Here is a 19,637-nt window from a genome sequence, read left to right as displayed (position 1 = left end):
GTCACTGCTCTTCTCCCAGGATCGCGGTCACGCGGAAGCGCCCCTCATCGGCATCCGGCGCGTTCTGCATCGCCTGCTCGTGCGTGAGCGACTGCCCGACCTCATCGGGGCGGAAGACGTTGCTCATCGCGATGGGGTGGCTGGTGGCGACGACGTCCTCAGTCGCCACCTCCGACACCTTCGCGATGTTGTCGACGATGGCGTCGAGCTGACCGGTCAGCTGCGTCACCTCGTCGTCGGAGAGCTGGATGCGCGCGAGCACGCCGAGATGGCGCACAAGATCAGGGGTGATTTCAGACACCACCCCAGTCTACGAGGGCGAGACGGGTTCACCCGCCTCGAGCGGCATAGGCTGAGCGGGTGACGACGTTCGTACCTCCTCGCCCCTGGACCGCCAGCTACGCCGAAGGCGTGCCTGAGGATCTCGCCGAGGTCACCGGCTCGCTGGTCGACATCGTGGAGGCCTCCGCGCGGGACTACCCGGATGCCCCGGCGCTGCAGTTCTTCGGCGCCGAGACCACCTATCGGCAGATGCAGGATGCCATCGACCGCGCGGCCATGGGCCTGCGCGACCTCGGTGTGAAGCCGGGCGACCCTGTGGCCATCGTGCTGCCGAACTCGCCGCAGCACATCATCGCGTTCTACGCGGTGCTGCGCCTGGGCGCGGTGGTCGTCGAGCACAACCCGCTGTACACGCCCCGCGAGCTGCGCAAGCAGTTCGAGGATCACGGCGCCACGCACGCCATCGTGTGGAACAAGGTCGTCGCCACCGTGCAGGACTTCCCCGACGACCTCGCGGTCTCGACGCTCATCTCCGTCGACATCACGAAGGGGATGCCGTTCCTCACGCAGCTGATGCTGAAGCTGCCCATCGCGAAGGCGCGCGAGTCGCGCGAGGCGCTGACCGCGAGGGTGCGCGGCACCGTCGTGTGGGAGTCGCTGCTGGCATCCGCTCCCCTGTCCGCCACGCATCCGCGTCCTCAGACCGACGATCTGGCGATCATCCAGTACACGTCCGGCACCACCGGCACACCCAAGGGCGCCTCGCTCACGCACCGCAATCTGCTGGCAAACGCCGCGCAGGCACAGGCGTGGGTGCCCTCGATCACCCGCGGGAACGGCTGCGTCGTGTACGCGGTGCTGCCGATGTTCCACGCCTACGGCCTGACGCTGTGTCTGACCTTCGCGATGTCGATGGGCGCTCGGCTGGTGCTGTTCCCGAAGTTCGACCCGGACCTGGTGCTCGAGGTCACGAAGAAGCACCCTGCCACGTTCCTGCCGCTGGTGCCGCCGATCGCCGAGCGCCTGCTGAAGGCCGCGAAGGAGAAGGGCGTGTCGCTTGCGGGCACCGAGGTCGCGATCTCCGGAGCCATGGCGCTGGCACACGAGCTGGTCGTGCCCTTCGAGGAGGCGACCGGCGGGTATCTCGTCGAGGGCTACGGGCTCAGCGAGTGCTCCCCCGTGCTGATGGCCAACCCCGTCGCCGAGAACCGCGTCGCCGGCACCGTGGGGCTGCCGTTGCCCGGCACCGAGTGCCGCGTCGTCGACCCCGAGAATCCCACCGTCGACGTGCCCGCAGGCTCGGCCGGCGAGCTGATCGTGCGCGGACCGCAGGTGTTCTCCGGCTACTACGGCAAGCCCGAGGAGACCGAGGCCGTGTTCGTGGACGGCTGGTTCCGCACCGGCGACGTGGTCACCATCGACGAGGCCGGCTTCGTGCGCATCGTGGACCGCATCAAGGAGCTCATCATCACCGGCGGGTTCAACGTGGCGCCGACCGAGGTCGAGGTGGCGTTGCGCCAGCATCCGGATGTCGTGGATGCCGCCGTCGTGGGCCTGCCCAGCGACCATTCCGGCGAGGAGGTCGTCGCCGCCATCGTCGTCGAGGGATCCAAGGACGTCGACGTGGAGGCCATCCGGGAGTTCGCCCGCGGCATCCTCACGCCGTACAAGGTCCCGCGCCGTGTCTTCGTCGTCGATGAGCTGCCGAAATCGCTGATCGGCAAGGTGCTGCGCCGACAGGTCAAGCAGAAGCTGACCGAGCTGACCACCGGGGCCTGAGCCCGGCATCCGCTCCGCGATCTCGTCCTGCGGCCGTTCAGGCGCAGGCACTATCGTGGGCAGGTGACTGCTGACGATATCGCCTCCGGCGAGCCCGCGACCGATTCCGCTCCCGAGACCGCCGAGGACTCCGCGCAGGAGGCATCGAAGCCGGGCTTCGAGGAGCTCGGCATCACCGGCCCCGTGCTGAAGGCCATCAAGGACCTCGGCTACGAGACGCCCTCCCCCATTCAGGCGGCCACCATCCCGCTGCTGCTGGAGGGGCGCGACGTGCTGGGCACCGCGCAGACCGGTACCGGCAAGACCGCCGCGTTCGCGCTGCCGGTGCTGGAGCACCTGGACATGTCGCAGAAGACGCCGCAGGCGCTGGTGCTGGCTCCGACCCGCGAACTGGCGCTGCAGGTGTGCGAGGCGTTCGAGTCGTACTCCTCGCACATGAAGGACGTGCGCGTGCTGCCCGTCTACGGCGGGCAGGGCTACGGCGTACAGCTGTCGGCGCTGCGCCGCGGCGTGCACATCGTCGTCGGCACGCCCGGTCGCATCATGGACCACCAGGCCAAGGGCACCCTCGACCTCTCCGAGCTGAAGTACCTCGTGCTGGACGAGGCCGATGAGATGCTGAAGATGGGCTTCGCCGAGGATGTCGAGCAGATCCTCGCCGACACGCCGGAGAGCAAGCAGGTGGCGCTGTTCTCGGCCACGATGCCCTCCGCGATCCGCCGCCTCGCGCAGAAGTACCTCAACGCGCCCGAGGAGATCGCGATCAAGGGGAAGACCGCGACCAATCAGAACATCGCTCAGCGCTACCTGGTCGTCTCCTACGCGCAGAAGGTGGATGCGCTGACGCGCATCCTCGAGGTGGAGAACTTCGACGGCATGATCGTGTTCGTCCGCACGAAGAACGAGACCGAGACGGTCGCCGAGAAGCTCCGCGCCCGCGGCTACTCCGCCGCCGCCATCAACGGCGACGTGCCGCAGGTGCAGCGCGAGCGCTCGGTCGGGCACCTGCGCGACGGCAGGCTCGACATCCTGGTCGCCACCGATGTGGCAGCCCGTGGCCTGGACGTGGAGCGCATCAGCCACGTCATCAACTTCGACATCCCCACCGACACCGAGTCGTACGTGCACCGCATCGGGCGCACCGGCCGTGCCGGACGCAAGGGCGATGCGATCAGCTTCATCACGCCGCGCGAGCGCTACCTGCTGAAGCACATCGAGAAGGCGACCCGTCAGCAGCCGACCCAGATGCAGCTGCCGACCACCGAGGACGTGAACACCACGCGCCTGACCCGGTTCGACGACGCCATCACCCAGGCTCTGGAGGAGACCGGTCGCATCGAGGCGTTCCGCGACATCATCGCGCACTACGTGAACCACCACGACGTGCCGGAGGCCGATGTCGCCGCAGCCCTCGCCGTGGTCGCGCAGGGCGAGACCCCGTTGCTGCTGGACCCCGAGCACGACGAGCTGTCCCGCGCCGTGCAGCGCGACAACCGTCCTCCGCGCGAGCGCAGCGACCGTCCCGACCGCGGACCGCGCGAGCGCCGCAGCCGCGGCGACTACACCGCATACCGCATCGAGGTCGGCCGTCGTCACCGCGTGGAACCGCGCCAGATCGTCGGCGCGCTGGCGAACGAGGGCGGCCTGGGCCGCGACGACTTCGGCGCCATCGCCATCAAGCCGGAGTTCTCGATCGTGGAGCTGCCCGTGAACATGGATCCGGCGGTGCTGGACAAGCTGCGCGACACCCGCATCTCCGGTCGTCTCATCGAGATCAAGCCCGACCGCGGCGTGCCGAACCGTCGTGCGCCGCGCGACGACCGTGGCCGCGGCCACGACCGGGGCCACTCCCGGGATGACCGGGGCCACTCCCGCGACGACCGGGCCCACTCCCGAGACGACCGGGGTCACCGAGACGACCGGGGCTACTCCCGCGACGACCGCCCCGCCCGCAACCCCCGCCACAAGAACTGACCCGCCTCCCTGCCTGATCCTCCCGTCGAGAGCACGGGACCTCGCCGAGCGCACGGCTCGTTCACGCGAACATCCCGTGCACTCGGCGAGATGTCGTGCTCTCGACGTCAGGGAGGTGGGAAATGCGCGGCGGCGATCAGGCTGGGGCGTTGACGCGGGTGGCCACGGCGCCCTGCCAGAGCGCGACCAGCACCGCGCAGACGGATCCCGCGGCCATGATCGCGGCCAGGACGATGATCTGGAAGCGACCGGCCTCCAACGGTGAAAGTCCGCCGAAGATCGCGCCCACGAAGGCGCCGGGGAGCACCACGAGCCCGGTGGTCTTGGTCTGGTCCACTGACGGGATCAGCGCCTCGCGCACGGCGCGGCGCGCCAGATACAGGGTGGACTGACGCGGTGTGGCGCCCAGCGCCAGCCATCCCTCCACCTCGTCCCAGTGATCGGCGACGGATGCCGCGAACAGGCGTCCTGTCAGTGTGGCGATGTTCATGGTGTTGCCGATGATGATCGCCCCGATCGCCAGCGCGTAGCGCGGCGTCGGCTCCAGCGCCCCGGTGGCGAACACCGTCGTCGCGGCGACAGCGATGCCTGCGGCGATGGAGGTCGACATCACCAGCGCCGATCGCCCGCCCCAGCCGATCCGCCGGGTTGCGACCGAGACGGCGACCGTCAGCATGACCAGCAGCGCCAGCGCGATCCAGAGCGGATTCGTGATGATCCCGCCGAGGATCAGGCTGATTGCGGCCAGTTGAATCACGCCGCGTGCGATGGCCGCGGCCGGCGACCAGGCCGCATGCACGCGGAACAGCAGCAGCGCGGCCGTCGCCACGGCGACAAGGATCCCCACTCCGATCAGCGTCGGGATCAGACTCGTGGCCGTGTTCACTCTCGCGAGCCTAGCCTCGTCGGTCGCGCACGCGCACCTGACGCGAAGATGTGCGCTTCACGCGGACGCGGCCCGCGAATCCGTCCGCGTCGGCCGCACTTCTCCGCGCGAAACGAACGACGCACCGCGGCTCAGAGCTTCTGATCGAAGTGATGCGCGGTGATGTTCATGCGCTCGCGCAGGTAGAACCGGTGCGCGTCGAAGCGCTGCACGCCGGAGTCGAGCGACAGCGCCGTGCATCCGGCGGCGATCGCGCGTTCGCGCAGCTCGTTCAGCAGCATCCGACCGTAACCCTGGGAGCGCTCGGATGCCGCCGTGGAGAGGTCGTCGACATAGAGCTTGCGGATGGCGCTGGTGTTGGCGATGATCCGCCAGCCGGCGACGGCCACGCACCGTTCCCCCGCGAACACCGCCGTGAATCGCAGCCCTTGCGGCGCGCCTTCCCGCAGCACCTGTGCCAGCAGCTGCTCGGTGAGGTGCGGGCGCAGCTCCTGCAGCACGGGCAGTGCGCTCTCCCAGCGCGGGTCTCCGGGCGCCAGGTCCACCAGGGTCACGTCATCCGTCACAGCATCTCCTTCGACGATCAGCCGATCAGGCATCCAGGGCATCCGGCCCTTGCGTGACCAGCAGGTGGAACTGCGCGGCGTCCAGCACGCGGATGCCGAGAGCCTCGGCCTTCGCGAGTTTGGAGCCCGCACCCGGGCCCGCGGCGACGAAATCCGTCTTCTTCGAGACTGAGGATGCCGCTTTGCCACCGGCCTGGATGATGGCCTCCTGCGCGCCCTCGCGCGTGTAGCCGTCCAGCGTGCCGGTGGCGACGACGGTCAGGCCGTCCAGCACCCCGCCCTCGCTGACGGCGCCGCCGGGGCCCGGGTGCCCCGGCGTCGACCACTGCACACCGGCGGCCGTCCACTGATCGATGATCTCGACGTGCCAGTCCACCGCGAACCAGCGCTGCAGGGACCCGGCGATGATCTCTCCGACGCCCTCGACCGCGGCCAGCTCCTCCAACGAAGCGGAGCGGATGGCATCCAGCGACCCGAACCACTGCGCGAGCGCACGTGCCGCGACGGGGCCGACGTGGCGGATGTTCAGTGAGACCAGTAGACGCCACAGCTCCTTGGTCTTGGCCTTCTCCAGCTCGGCCAGCAGCTTGACGGCCGCGGACGACGGCTGCGGCTCGGTGATGCCCGCCTTCTTCTCCGTCGCCGTCGGGTTGCGACGGAACGGCGAGCGGGTCTTCACCACCCCCTCCTCGTCCTCCTTGGGCAGGCCGGTCTCGGAGTCGCGCACGATCACCGAGATCGGCACGAGATCCTCCAGCACCAGCGAGAACAGCCCCGCCTCGGTGTCCAGCGGTGGCACGGCCGGATGGCTGGGCTGCGTGAGCGCCGCCGCGGTCACCTCGCCCAGGGCCTCGACGTCCAGCGCCCCGCGGGATCCGATGTGCTCCACGCGGCCGCGGACCTGCGCGGGGCAGGAGCGCGCGTTCGGGCAGCGCAGGTCGATGTCGCCCTCCTTCATGGGGCGCAGCGGCGTACCGCACTCCGGGCATCGCTCGGGCATCACGAACTCCCGCTCGGTGCCGTCGCGGCGCTCGACCACGGGCCCCAGCACCTCGGGGATCACATCGCCGGCCTTGCGCAGCACGACGGTGTCGCCGATCAGCACGCCCTTGGCCTTGACGACGTCCTTGTTGTGCAGGGTGGCCTGGCGCACGACCGAACCCGCCACATGCGCGGGCTCCATCACGGCGAACGGTGTGGCGCGACCGGTGCGGCCGACCGAGACGACGATGTCGAGCAGCTTGGTCTGCACCTCCTCGGGCGGGTACTTGTAGGCGATGGCCCAGCGCGGCGCACGGCTGGTCTCGCCGAGCTCGGCGTGCAGCGCCAGCTCGTCGACCTTCACGACGATCCCGTCGAGCTCGTGCTCGATGTCGTGGCGATGCTCGCCGAAGTGCTCCACGAACGCGGCCACCTCGTCGGCGGAGTGGCAGACCTTCGTGTGCGGGCTGGTGGGCAGCCCCCACGACGACACCAGGTCGTAGATCTCGCTCTGCGCCGCCACCGGCGGGTCCGGCCACGCGCCGATGCCGTGCACGTACAGCGACAGCGACTCGGTGCGCAGCAGTGCCGCCTCGAGCTCGAGTCCGTGCTTCTTGTCCAACTGCTGACGCAGCCCGCCGCTGGCGGCGTTGCGCGGGTTGGCGAACGACGGGAAGCGCCGCGCGGCGGCGGCCCTGGCCTTCTCCTCGTCGAACGGTCTGCCGCTGGACCGGGCCTGCCAGCGCTCGAGGTAGCCGGCGTAGGCGCGCTCGCGGAACGACGCCTGTGCGGCATTGAGCCGTTCGAACGCGGCCACCGGGATGAAGACCTCGCCGCGGATCTCCACGATCTCCGGATGCCCCTCGCCGCTCAGCCGTTCAGGGATGTCGCTCAGCCGCAGCGCGTTCTCCGTGACGATCTCGCCGACCCGCCCGTCACCACGCGTGGCAGCCGAGGTGAGGATGCCGTTCTCGTACCGCAGGTTGATGGCGAGCCCGTCGATCTTCAACTCGGTGAGCCAGGCCACCTCGCGGCCCGCAGCGGCCCGGGTCTTGGCCTCCCACTCGCGCAGCTCGTCGAGGGAGAACACGTTGTCCAGGCTCAGCATCCGCTCGGCGTGCTGAATCGTGTCCAGTCCGGTGGATTCGGCCGCGCCCACCATCTGCGTGGGCGAGTCCTGGCCCTGAAGCTCCGGATGCAGCCGCTCGAGCTCCTCGAGCCGGTGCATCCACCCGTCGTAGGTGGCGTCGTCGACCAGCGACGTGTCACGGCCGTAGTACGCGTCCTTCGCGTCGAGGATGCGGGTGGTCAGCTCCTCGGCCTCGGCTCGGGCGGCTTCCAGTGAGATGTTCTCCGGCACCACTCGAGTCTACGAGCGGGCACGGACATCCATCGGCCGGCATCCGCTCAAGCGGTCAAGCTCCGACCGGCACGGCCGACACCGTGGTGTCGATCGTGAACTGCCCCAGCACGTGCGTGCCGACGTAGATCACGGCGCTCTGGCCGGGTGCCACGCCGTCGAGCGGATGCTCGGGCACGACCCGCACGCCGACATCCGTCACGAACGCCGTCGCGGGCACCGGGTCGGCGTGGGCGCGGATCTGCACCTCGCACGCGAACTCCGACGCCGCGGGCGCTGCGCCCGCCCAGGAGTGCTTCTCGCCCGAGATCTCGGCGATCGCCAGCGCCTCCTTGGGGCCGACGACGACCGTGTTGGTCACCGGGCGCACCTCCAGCACGAACCGGGGCTTGCCGTCGGGGGCGGGCACGCCGAGGTGCAGGCCGCGGCGCTGACCGACGGTGAACGCGTGCGCACCCTCGTGCGTGCCGATCACGGCGCCGGAGCGGTCGACGACGTCGCCCTGCTCGGCACCGACCTTCTCGGCGAGCCAGCCGCGGGTGTCGCCGTCGGGGATGAAGCAGATGTCGTGGCTGTCGGGCTTCTGCGCCACGCTGATGCCGCGCTCAGCGGCTTCGGCGCGCACGATGGCCTTCGACGGTGTGGACCCCAATGGGAAGTACGTGTGCGCGAGCTGCTGCGCGTTCAGCACGCCCAGCACGTAGGACTGATCCTTCGCATTGTCGGACGCGCGGTGCAGCTCAAGCCCGTTCGGCCCGTCGACGAGGGTCGCGTAGTGGCCCGTGCACACCGCGTCGAAGCCCAACTCGATGGCACGCTCCAGGAGCGCCGCGAACTTGATCTTCTCGTTGCAGCGCAGGCACGGATTCGGCGTGCGGCCGGCCTTGTACTCGGAGATGAAGTCGTCGATGACCTCGTCGCGGAAGCGCTCCGAGAAGTCCCACACGTAGAACGGGATGCCCAGCAGATCTGCCACGCGACGGGCATCCAGCGCGTCCTCGACCGTGCAGCATCCGCGGCTGCCCGTGCGCAGGGTGCCGCCGGCGCGCGAGAGCGCCAGATGCACCCCGACGACGTCATGCCCGGCTTCGACGGCGCGGGCCGCCGCCACCGCCGAGTCCACGCCACCGCTCATCGCCGCCAGAATACGCATGGGTTCAAGTCTACGGCGCGCGACGACCCCCGTCGCGGGGCCCGAATGGCGGCCTCAGTTCCCGGGAGGCAGCAAGACGGGACCCGCGAGGCGGTCAGCGGGATGCGGATGCGGATGCGGATGCGGATGCGGATGCGCGAGCGTAGACGTCCTGGATGACAGCGAGTACGGCATCCACGTCGGCATCGGCCGAGGCGCGCCCCAGCGTGAACCGCAGCGCGCTGCGTGCGTCGTGCTCGTCGCGTCCCATCGCCATGACGACGTGCGAGGGCTCGGCGACTCCGGCCTGGCACGCAGAGCCGGTGGATGCCGCGATGCCGGCGGCATCGAGCAGGAACAGCAGACTCTCCCCCACCGCTCCCGGGAACAGCAGGTGGGCGTTGCCCGGCAGCCGCTTCACCGGGTCGCCGAGCAGTTGCGCCTGCGGAACGGCGGAGCGGATGCCAGCGACCAGCCGATCACGCAGTCCGGACAGCCTCGCGGACTCGGATTCCCGCTCGGCCTCGGTCGCCTCCAGCGCCGCCGCGAACGCCGCGGCGCCCGCGACGTCCTGCGTGCCCGCGCGCAGCCCTCGCTGCTGCGCCCCGCCGTGCAGCAGCGGCTCGATCCGCGCGGAGCGCGCCACCACGAGCGCCCCCGTGCCCACCGGCGCGCCGATCTTGTGCCCGGCCACGCTCATCGCGACCAGGCCCGCCGCCGCAGGCGCGTCGCCGCGCAGCTCGCGGAACGACAGGCGCACGTGCCCCCAGGCCGCCACGGCATCCAGGTGCAGCGGCACACCGGCATCCGCCGCCGCACGCGAGAGCGCGGACGCGTCGTTGATCGTGCCGGCCTCGTTGTTGGCCACCAGGGCAGTCGCCAGCGCCGCGCCGGGCAGCGCCGCGCGGAACGCCTCCAGATCGATCCGTGCCTGCGCCGACACCGGCACGGCGCGCACGCACGCGCCCTCCTTCGCGAGGGCCGCGACGGTGTCCATGGTGGCGTGATGCTCGGCATCCGGCAGCACCACGGCATCCGCCCCCGCGGCACGCGCACGCCACAGGCCGTTCAGCGCGGTGTTGATGGACTCGGTGCCGCCGGAGGTGAGCACGACTTCGATGGGATCGCAGCCCAGCACGGCCGCCGCCCGCTCGCGCGACTCCTCCAGCAGCCGCCGTGCGTCCTGACCGGCGCCGTGCGTGGACGAGGCGTTGCCGACCACCTCGGTCGCCGCCAACCAGGCATCCCGTGCCTCCGAACGGAGGGGGGACGTGGCCGCATGATCCAGGTAGAACCGCATGCTCCCATTGTCGTCCGTCCAACGCACCGGGGAGGCGGCGAGACCGAGGTTCGTGAACCGCGGCACCGGGATTCACGTGCACACGCCGCGCGCGTTTAGGCTGTTTCCCATGCCTGCGACCACCACGCCTCCTCCGGGAGGCTCCGCTCTCGATGATCTCGGCGTCCGTCTGCACGACGGCGTCGGGACCCTGCGCGTCTGGTCGCAGAACGCCTCGTCGATCGAGCTGGTCGTCTTCGATGCTGATGACCTCGACTGGGAGACCGCCCAGGCTCCTCTCGAGCGCCGCCCCGGCGGCGTCTGGGAGGTCACCACCGACCTGCTGCAGCCCGGCACCCGCTACGCGCTGCGCGTGGATGGCCCGCACGGCCCCGGACACGTCTTCAATTCCGAGACGCTGCTCCTGGACCCCTACGGCCGGGGACTCGCCCAGGGCGACGGCTACGAGGAGTGGCGCTCGGTCGTGATCGAGGACGGTTTCGACTGGGGCGACGTCCGCAAGCCCAGCATCCCGATGGACCGGACGGTCATCTATGAGGGGCACGTCAAGGGCCTCACCAAGCGCCACCCGGGCGTGACACCGGCCCTGCACGGCACCTACGCGGGACTCGCGCACCCGGCCATGATCGACTACTTCAAGAGCCTGGGTGTCACTGCCGTCGAGCTGCTGCCCGTGCACGCGTTCATGACCGAGCCGCGCCTGCTCGATCGGGGCCTGACCAACTACTGGGGCTACAACACCCTGAACTTCTTCACCCCGCACCACGCCTACGCCAGCGAATCCGCGCGCAAGGGCGGCCCGGAGACCGTGCTGAGCGAGTTCAAGGGCATGGTCAAGCTGCTGCACCAGGCCGGCATCGAGGTGATCCTCGACGTGGTCTACAACCACACCAGCGAGGAGGGCATCGGCGGTCCGCGCTCCAGCCTGCGGGGCATCGACAACGCCTCGTACTACCGGCAGCAGCCGGACGGCACCTACATCGACACCACCGGCGTGGGGAACACCCTCAACACCGCCACCGATGCCGCTGCGCACCTGGTGCTGGACTCGCTGCGCTACTGGGCCACCGAGATGCAGATCGACGGCTTCCGGTTCGACCTCGCCACCGCCCTCGCCCGCAACGCCGAGCACGAATACGACCGCGAGCATCCGCTGCTCACCGCCATCCGCGAAGACCCCGCCCTGCAGGACGTGAAGATCATCGCCGAGCCCTGGGACATCGGGATGGGCGGTTGGCAGACCGGCAACTTCCCCGACGGCTGGAGCGAGTGGAACGACCGCTACCGCGACCGCGCCCGCAACTTCTGGCTCAGCGACATCGACTACGCACGACGCGCCTCGGCGCCGGTCGGGATCGGCGGGTTCGCCAATCGTCTGGCGGGCTCGGCCAACACCTACAGCGACGAGCGCGGTCCGCTGGCCAGCATCAACTTCGTCACCGCGCACGACGGGTTCACTCTGCACGATCTGGTCGCCTACGACGTCAAGCACAACGAGGCCAACGGCGAGGACAACCGCGACGGCGCGGACATGAACCGGTCCTTCAACCACGGCATCGAAGGTCCCACCGACGATCCCGGCATCCTGGCTCAGCGCCGCAAGGCCATGCGCAATCTGATGGGCACGCTGCTGCTGTCGGCCGGCATCCCGATGATCACCGCCGGCGACGAGTTCGGGCGCACCCAGCGCGGCAACAACAACGCGTACTGCCAGGACTCCGCCCTGAGCTGGCTGAACTGGGAGCACGAGGACTGGCAGAAGGACCTCACCGCCCATGTCGCCCTGCTCACGCGCCTGCGTGCGGAGAACCCCGCCCTGCGCCCGAGCAGGTTCGCCGTGCTGGGCGAGCACGTGCCGGACTCCAGCGTCATGGACTGGTTCGACCAGAACGGCGACACCATGGAGGTCGAGCAGTGGAACGACCCCCGCAACCGCACCCTGCAGTACGTGGCCGCCAGCGTGCCGGAGAACGGCGCGTCCAATCGCATCCTGCTGATCGTGCACGGCACCGAGGCGCCCATCGACGTGCGATTGCCGGATTCCATCGAGGGGGCGACGGCGTTCGTCGAGCTCTGGTCCAGCGCCGATGAGAGCCCGTCCCACGAGCAGAAGAGGCATGCGCCGGGCGAGGTGCTGCCCATTCCGGGCACCTCGATGCGGCTTTTCCGAGTGGAGTGACGACGAGCCCTCCGCGGGGATGGCGCAAACCCCGTTGAGCGGTACATTCAAGGTGTGCCAGCACGTACCGCTCGAGAACCCGCGGCGCTGAGAAGCCCCGCCCGGATTCCTCTGCGGCCCGCCGCCGAGACCGAGTCCCCGGAGGGGGTGCGCGCGGGTCGGATCCCGCTGCTGTCCCCCACCCCGCACGTCCCGCAGGGGTACCCGCCCAAGGCATTCGCCGGCGAGGTCGTCCCCTTCGGCGTGGTCTCCTTCCGCGAGGGGCACGACCGCATCGGCGTGCACGTGCGGCTGCGGGATCCCTCCGGCGACGAGACCCTGCACCGGCTGGATGCGCTGGAGGACGGCACCGACCGGTGGCGCGCGCAGATCGCGCTCGACGCCGTCGGAGACTGGCAGTACCGCTTCGAGGCCTTCGCCGACGACTTCGCCACGTGGGCGCACGCGAGCGAGGTCAAGGCCGTGGCGGGCGTCGACATCGAGGTGATGTCCGCGCTGGGCGTCTCTCTGCTGACCGCTGCGGCATCCGAGAAGGATCGTCCGGCGGCCGAGAAGCGGATGCTGCGGGCCGCAGCCGCACGGCTCCGGCCGGCGGATGCCGGAGAGCTGACCGCCGTGTCCACCGACCCCGCCCTGGCGGCGGCGTTCGCCGCGCGCCCGCATGCGGCGCTGGGGTCGGTCGCCGACTGGCTGCCGCTGCGCGTCGAGCGCCGGGCCGCCGGCGTCGGCGCCTGGTACGAGTTCTTCCCGCGCTCCGAGGGTGCCGTGCGCCGGAAGAACGGCACGGTGAAGAGCGGCACGTTCCGGTCCGCCATCAAGCGTCTGCCGGGTGTCGCAGGCATGGGCTTCGACATCCTGTACCTCGTGCCCGTGCATCCGATCGGCACGACCAACCGCAAGGGCCGCAACAACTCGCTGACCACCGAGCCCGGCGACCCCGGCTCGCCCTACGCGATCGGCTCCGCCGAGGGCGGCCACGACGCCATCCACTCCGAGCTCGGCACCGAGAAGGACTTCAAGGCCCTGCTGCGCGCCGCGCAGAAGGAGGGGCTCGAGGTCGCGCTCGACCTGGCGCTGCAGGCCTCCCCCGACCACCCCTGGGTCAGCGAGCATCCCGAGTGGTTCACGACGCTGCCCGACGGCACCATCGCCTACGCGGAGAATCCGCCGAAGAAGTACCAGGACATCTACCCGCTGAACTTCGACAACGACCCCGAGGGCATCTACGCGGAGATGCTGCGGGTGGTCATGCACTGGGTGGGTCTGGGCGTGCGGATCTTCCGCGTCGACAACCCGCACACCAAGCCGCTGCAGTTCTGGGAGTGGCTGATCTCGCAGGTGAACGCCGCGCAGCCCGGCGTGGTGTTCCTGGCCGAGGCGTTCACGCGCCCTGCGGTCATGCGGGCGCTTGCCGCGGTCGGCTTCCAGCAGAGCTACTCGTACTTCACCTGGCGCAACACCAAGGCCGAGCTGGAGGAGTTCCTCACCAGCGTGTCGCAGGAGACCAGCGACTACATGCGGCCGAACCTGTTCGTGAACACCCACGACATCCTCACCGAGTACCTGCAGTTCGGCGGCCGCGCCGCGTATCGCATCCGCGCCTGCATCGCAGCGACGGCGGCTCCGACCTGGGGCGTGTATGCGGGGTACGAGCTCATCGAGAACGTGGCGCGGCCCGGTTCCGAGGAGAACATCGACAACGAGAAGTACGAGTTCAAGTTCCGCGACTGGTCGGGCGCCGAGGATCGCGGCGAGTCGCTGGCGCCGCTGCTGCGCAGGCTGAACGCGATCCGCGCCGCACATCCCGCACTGAGGCAGCTGCGCAACATCTCGTTCCACTGGAGCGACGACGACGCGATCCTGGTGTACTCCAAGCACCTCGACGCGGCGTTCACCGGCACCGGCCGCGCCGACACGCTGATCGTCGTGGCGAACCTCGACCCGCACTCCGTCCGCGAGACGACCGTGCATCTCGACACGCGCATCTGGGGCGTTCAGCCCGGTGATGGGTTCGAGGTGGAGGATCTGATCACAGGAGCCGCGTGGACGTGGAACGATCACAACTACGTACGGCTCGACGCCTTCGCCGAGCCGGTGCACATCCTGAGGGTGAAGGAGCGATCATGAGCTACATCGAGGACGTCTCCGTTTCCGAGGAGTGGGAGAAGGCCGCCGTCGGCGCCCATCACAACCCCCATATGCTTCTCGGCGCGCATCCGACCACGGATGCCGCGGGCCGGACCATCACGGTCATCCGCACGCGCCGTCCGCTCGCGGAGTCGGTCACCGCCGTCTTCCTGGACGGCGACCGGCTTCCGCTGGAGCATGTGGCGCATGGCATCTGGGAGGGCAGGCATGCCGGTCCTCCGTCGGCGTACCGCATCGCCACCGTCTACGCCGGGCAGAACGAGAAGCTCGCCGGCGACCCGTACCGTCACCTGCCTGCACTGGGCGAGATGGATCTGCATCTGATCGGCGAGGGCCGGCACGAGCGGCTGTGGCAGGTGCTGGGCTCCCACCCTCGTGCGCTCGACGGCGAGACCGGCGTCGACTTCGCCGTCTGGGCGCCGGATGCCCAGGCCGTGCGCGTCTGCGGCGATTGGAACAGCTGGAACGGCGAAGGCCACGCCATGCGCTCCATGGGCGCGAGCGGCGTGTGGGAGCTCTTCGTCCCCGACATCTCGGTGGGCAGCAGGTACAAGTACGAGATCCTCACCCCCGCCGGCAAGTGGATCCTCAAGGCCGACCCGATGGCGCAGCAGGCGGAGGTGCCGCCGGCCACGGCATCCGTCGTCACGCTCAGCGCGTACACCTGGGCCGATGGCGCGTGGATGACCCGCCGGGCCGCACGGCACGCCGTCGCGCAACCCATGTCGATCTACGAACTGCACCTGGGTTCGTGGCGCGAGGGGCTCGACTACCGTTCCATCGCCGACCCGCTCATCGAGCATGTCACCGCCACGGGCTTCACGCACGTGGAGTTCATGCCGCTGGCCGAGCACCCCTTCGGGGGCTCCTGGGGCTACCAGATCAGCGGCTACTACGCGCCCACCAGCCGCTACGGCTCCCCCGACGATCTGCGCTATCTCATCGACCGCCTGCACCAGGCGGGCATCGGCGTGCTCATGGACTGGGTGCCCGGTCACTTCCCCAAGGACGACTTCGCCCTGGCACGGTTCGACGGGCGCCCGCTGTACGAGCATCCGGATCCGCGCCGCGGCGAGCACCAGGACTGGGGCACGCTGATCTTCGACTACGGCCGCAACGAGGTGCGCAACTTCCTCGTGGCCAACGCGCTGTACTGGCTCAGCGAATTCCACGTCGACGGGCTGCGCGTCGACGCCGTCGCCTCCATGCTGTACCTGGACTACTCGCGCAAGGACGGCGAGTGGGAGCCCAACGTGCACGGCGGGCGCGAGAACCTCGAGGCGATCCGCTTCCTGCAGGAGGTCAACGCCACGGCGTACCGCCTGCACCCGGGAATCGTCATGATCGCCGAGGAGTCCACCGCCTTCCCCGGCGTGACCGCACCGACCTCCGCCGCCGGCCTCGGGTTCGGCTTCAAGTGGAACATGGGGTGGATGAACGACTCGCTGGAGTACATGAAGCGCGACCCCATGTACCGCTCGCACCACGAGGGCGAGATCACGTTCTCGCTCGTGTACGCGTTCGGCGAGAACTACGTCCTCCCGATCAGCCACGACGAGGTCGTGCACGGCAAGGGCACCCTCGTCTCGCGGATGCCGGGAGACCACGCCCACAAGCTCGCCAACGTCCGCGCCTACCTGGCGTACATGTGGGGTCACCCGGGCAAGAAGCTGCTGTTCATGGGACAGGAGTTCGGCCAGATCGGCGAGTGGTCCGTCGACAGGGAGCTGGACTGGTGGCTGCTGGACCAGCCCGCCCACACGCAGTTGGAGCACTTCGTCGGCGCCCTGAACGCCGTGTACCGGCGCCAGGCCCCGCTGTGGGAGCGCGACAACGAGTCCTCGGCGTTCACCCGGCTGGGAGGCCCGACCTGGGACCCCAACGTGGTGGCGTTCGAGCGCCGCGATGCGCACGGCGGTCATCTGGCCGTGGTGACGAACTTCTCCGGTGCGACGCTCTCCGGCTACCGTCTGCAGCTGCCCAAGGAGGGCTCCTGGCAGGAGGTCCTCAACTCGGACGCCGTGGAGTACGGCGGTGCGGGCGCGGGCAACATGGGGTTCGTCGAGGCGCACTGCGAGGACTACGACTCGCCGGCCATCGCGATCGCGACGCTTCCGGCACTGTCGACGATCTGGTTCCGATACCAGAACGACCCGCACATCCCCTCGATCGGCAAGGGCTGATCGAGGAGCCGAGCGGGACTCAGAACAGCAGCGACGCCAGGCGGGTCCGCGCAGATGCCACGCGCGGGTCCGCCGCCCCGATCAGCTCGAACAGCTCCACGAGGCGCTCGCGCACCGGCGTCCGCTGATCGTCGTCGACGGCGGCGAACAGGTCGAGGAGGCGTCCGAACGCGTCCTCCACATGCCCGCCCGCGATGTCCAGGTCGGCGACGCGGAACTGCGCCTCCACGTCGGCCGGCGCGGCAGCGGCGGCGGCGCGCGCCTCCTGCAGGTCCAGTCCCTGGACCCGGTCCAGCAGGCGCACCTGGCCGAGGCCCGCCCTGGCGTCCTCGTCGCGAGGGTTCTCCGCGAGCGCGTGCTGGTAGGCGGTGATCGCACGCGCGTAGTCGCCGGCCTCGATGGCCGCGAAGGCCTCGGCGTGCAGCGGCGGCAGGGGCTTCTCCTCGGGCTCCTCGGTCGCCGGGGCTTCTGCGCCGTCAGCCGGCACGGTACCGGTCACGCCGTTCTGCGCGGCGACCTCCAGCAGCTTCGAGAAGACCTCGCGCACCTGCTCCTCGGGCACCGCTCCGGTGAACATCGGCACCGGCTGGCCGCCGATGAGCGCGACCACCAGCGGGATCGACTGGGCGCGGAACGCCTGGGCGATCTGCGGGTTGGCGTCGACGTCGACCTTCGCCAGCACGACCCGGCCCGCCAGCTCGCGGGTGACCTTCTCGATGATGGGGCTGAGCTGCTTGCACGGCCCGCACCACTCGGCCCACAGGTCCACGACCACCGGTACGGAGCGGGACAGCTCGAGGATCTGGGCGAAGCTCGCGTCGGTGACGTCGACGACGAGGCCGGAGGGCGCCTCGGATGTCGCGCCGTCCTGCGCGGCGGGCTGCACGGGACGCCCCCGCAGGGATGACAGGTCGACGGCGCCGCGAAGAGCGGCGGCAGAGATCTCGGTCACTTGATCACCTTCACACTGAGGAGGTCCTGATGGTAGGCCAGCAGACGGATCTGCTCGTTGGAGCCCTGCGCGGGAACGACGAAGAAGAGCTGGATGCCGTAGGTCGTCGTGTAGCCCTTCGACGCCTCGGACACGCCGGTGAGGACCCTGGACGGCTCATCGGTGATCTTGATCACCGCGTCGGGATTCGTGGGCGTGATCGTCTGCGTGTCGAGCACGCTCACCGACACCACCGCGCCGCTCCCCAGCGTCGCGAGTGACACGGGTTCGTTGTCGGAGGGAACCATCTTGAAGACGGCCGTGGAGGTGCTCGCAGCGCCCGACGCCGCCGCCCTCGACACGATGTCGGCGCGACTGTCTCGAACCGCCTTGGCCAGCTTCTGGCTGAGTTCGTCGAAGCGGCCGACGAACTCGCTCTTGTCCCCGGCGTCCACGAAGTTCGAGAACGCACCGGCGAGCTCCGACGGCGGGAGGGACAGGAATGCCGACTCCGCCGGAACTCTGGTCGTGCCGAGCCAGGCCGGAGCGACGTCGGGGAATGAGCTCGAGGCCGGCATGTCGGCCATGGCCGTGACCCGGTAGTTCGCCCACGGGTCGGCCTGCGTCATGGTCAGCAGCACGGGAGGCTTCTTGGCGTCGTTCTCCGCCACCGTGAGAGCGAGCGCCGTGCGAGGCCAGCTGTCGGTGGCTTCGGGCAGCAGGATCTTGACCGCGCCCGCAGGCGACAGCAGTGCGGTCGCCTTCCGATCCGCGATCTTGCTGCGCAGCGCGTATTCGGTCTGTCGACCCGCCAGCGCAGCACCGGTCAGCCTGGTCTCTGCGAGAGTTGCGTCGAGGTCCGTGTCCGCCTTGGCCAGCGTCTTCGCGATGTCGCCGACGATGCGCTGCCCCTGCTTCTCAGTGATCGCCGGCGGCTTCTGGCTGTCCGGCTTGATGACGGTGGGGGTCGGGGTCGGCGTCGGCGTTCCCGCCGAGAACTGCGGCCAGGAGTCCGCCGTGCAGCCGGTCGCGAGCAGCGCGGTCACGGCCAGCGCGGGGATGGCGATGGCGAGCCGCCGCGGCGTGTGGCGCGCGGCGCGGCTCTCGACCGTGCCCTGTTCGATCTCGGCCCGCTCGGGCATGGTGATCGGCTGCGTCTCGGGCAGCGGCCCCGGTCCCTTGCGGCGGGGCCCGCGTCCACGACGCTGGTGCCTGATGCCGAGGATGTAAAGCACGATGCCGATGGCCAGCAGCAGCCCGCCGAGGCTGATCAGCGGACCCGCCCACGGCGTGCGCGTGTCCAGCGGCCACGACACGAGGATGTCCGTCGGAGCATCCTTCACGCCGTCCTTGGCGATCAGGACGCTGTTGCCCTTCGTGAGCTGCATCTCGGCGACCAGGGCGTCCTTGTCGGCGAACGAGTCCAGCCACAGGTCGGAGCCGACCGGCGATCGGCCGGAGGTCTCGCCGCCGTCGGCGGGCTGCTGCTTCGCCTCGACGCGCTCGGTCTTCGGCTTGTGCGACTTCGTGAGCGACACGTGGTCGTACGCCGTGTCGGAGAGCCAGGCCGTCATGTCCTCGGTGCGGGCGTAGGCGACGAAGATGTCGCCCTTGTCCCGCACCATCAGCGTCTGGAGCCCGGGGTGAGCGCGGAGCACGTCGGCATCCACCATCACGTACGGGGACGAGTCATCGATGGTCAGCGTCATGCGCTGCTCGGAGGGCCCCATGAAGACGGTGCGCTGGGCGATCCCCAGACCGATGAGAACCGTGGCCAGCACGAAGGCCACGACGGCCCATACGAATCGCACGAATCAGCTCCTTACGTGCCACCGGATGCTTCCCGGCGGTCTCCGCTCGACGTTCCAGACTATCGAAAGCGGCTGTGCATTGCCCACGAGCGCGCGCCGCACGTCCTGCCGGGCAGTGCCGCCGC

13 protein-coding genes are annotated in these 19,637 nt (G+C 69.8%); 5 read left to right on the top strand and 8 right to left on the bottom strand.

What is annotated here, in order from left to right:
• Position 1: 1 nt before the first annotated feature.
• Positions 2 to 301: an Asp-tRNA(Asn)/Glu-tRNA(Gln) amidotransferase subunit GatC gene (gatC, locus tag Q0568_RS07095; protein WP_298864475.1), complete on the bottom strand. Its 300-nt coding sequence runs from the start codon at positions 299 to 301 to the stop codon at positions 2 to 4.
• Positions 302 to 360: 59 nt separating this feature from the next.
• Here gatC and Q0568_RS07090 point away from each other — a divergent pair, with 59 nt between their 5' ends.
• The gene (locus Q0568_RS07090) at positions 361 to 2,061 is read left to right on the top strand and encodes a long-chain-fatty-acid--CoA ligase (protein ID WP_298864472.1); all 1,701 of its coding nucleotides are present in this window, start codon (positions 361 to 363) and stop codon (positions 2,059 to 2,061) included.
• Positions 2,062 to 2,124: 63 nt separating this feature from the next.
• A complete protein-coding gene (locus Q0568_RS07085) occupies positions 2,125 to 4,035 on the top strand; it encodes a DEAD/DEAH box helicase (RefSeq protein WP_298864469.1) in 1,911 nt (636 codons plus the stop codon).
• Positions 4,036 to 4,171: 136 nt separating this feature from the next.
• Here the strand turns inward: Q0568_RS07085 and Q0568_RS07080 are convergent, their stop codons facing one another.
• The 5 genes from Q0568_RS07080 to Q0568_RS07060 all read right to left on the bottom strand — a co-directional run bounded on the left by Q0568_RS07080 (position 4,172) and on the right by Q0568_RS07060 (position 10,260).
• A complete protein-coding gene (locus Q0568_RS07080) occupies positions 4,172 to 4,921 on the bottom strand; it encodes an ABC transporter permease (RefSeq protein WP_298864466.1) in 750 nt (249 codons plus the stop codon).
• A gap of 131 nt (positions 4,922 to 5,052) precedes the next feature.
• A complete protein-coding gene (locus tag Q0568_RS07075; protein ID WP_298864463.1) occupies positions 5,053 to 5,487 on the bottom strand; it encodes a GNAT family N-acetyltransferase in 435 nt (144 codons plus the stop codon).
• 25 nt (positions 5,488 to 5,512) lie between these two features.
• Positions 5,513 to 7,828: an NAD-dependent DNA ligase LigA gene (ligA, locus tag Q0568_RS07070; protein WP_298864460.1), complete on the bottom strand. Its 2,316-nt coding sequence runs from the start codon at positions 7,826 to 7,828 to the stop codon at positions 5,513 to 5,515.
• A 55-nt stretch (positions 7,829 to 7,883) separates the two neighbouring features.
• Positions 7,884 to 8,981, bottom strand: coding sequence for a tRNA 2-thiouridine(34) synthase MnmA (gene mnmA, locus Q0568_RS07065; protein ID WP_298864458.1), 1,098 nt, complete (start codon positions 8,979 to 8,981; stop codon positions 7,884 to 7,886).
• A 94-nt stretch (positions 8,982 to 9,075) separates the two neighbouring features.
• Complete coding sequence (locus Q0568_RS07060) at positions 9,076 to 10,260, bottom strand: cysteine desulfurase family protein (protein WP_298864453.1); 1,185 nt, start codon at positions 10,258 to 10,260, stop codon at positions 9,076 to 9,078.
• 109 nt (positions 10,261 to 10,369) lie between these two features.
• On the opposite strand from Q0568_RS07060, the gene glgX reads away from it, so the two are divergent.
• From glgX to glgB, 3 genes are all read left to right on the top strand, one after another.
• Positions 10,370 to 12,439: a glycogen debranching protein GlgX gene (gene glgX / locus Q0568_RS07055; RefSeq protein WP_298864450.1), complete on the top strand. Its 2,070-nt coding sequence runs from the start codon at positions 10,370 to 10,372 to the stop codon at positions 12,437 to 12,439.
• Positions 12,440 to 12,586: 147 nt separating this feature from the next.
• Complete coding sequence (locus tag Q0568_RS07050; RefSeq protein ID WP_298865242.1) at positions 12,587 to 14,566, top strand: alpha-1,4-glucan--maltose-1-phosphate maltosyltransferase; 1,980 nt, start codon at positions 12,587 to 12,589, stop codon at positions 14,564 to 14,566.
• Positions 14,563 to 16,770, top strand: coding sequence for a 1,4-alpha-glucan branching protein GlgB (glgB, locus tag Q0568_RS07045; protein ID WP_298864447.1), 2,208 nt, complete (start codon positions 14,563 to 14,565; stop codon positions 16,768 to 16,770). The genes Q0568_RS07050 and glgB overlap by 4 nt, the downstream gene beginning before the upstream one ends.
• Positions 16,771 to 16,789: 19 nt before the next feature.
• On the opposite strand, the gene Q0568_RS07040 is transcribed toward glgB, so the two are convergent.
• Positions 16,790 to 17,722, bottom strand: coding sequence for a tetratricopeptide repeat protein (locus Q0568_RS07040; RefSeq protein ID WP_298864444.1), 933 nt, complete (start codon positions 17,720 to 17,722; stop codon positions 16,790 to 16,792).
• Positions 17,719 to 19,512 (bottom strand): glycosyl transferase, encoded by a 1,794-nt coding sequence (locus Q0568_RS07035; protein WP_298864441.1) that lies wholly within the window; start codon positions 19,510 to 19,512, stop codon positions 17,719 to 17,721. Before Q0568_RS07035 ends, Q0568_RS07040 begins: the two co-directional genes overlap by 4 nt.
• Positions 19,513 to 19,637: the final 125 nt, after the last annotated feature.

Source organism: uncultured Microbacterium sp. (genome assembly GCF_937927635.1).
In the GTDB taxonomy this organism is placed as follows: domain Bacteria; phylum Actinomycetota; class Actinomycetes; order Actinomycetales; family Microbacteriaceae; genus Microbacterium.
This window is presented reverse-complemented; position numbering and strand designations above follow the sequence as displayed.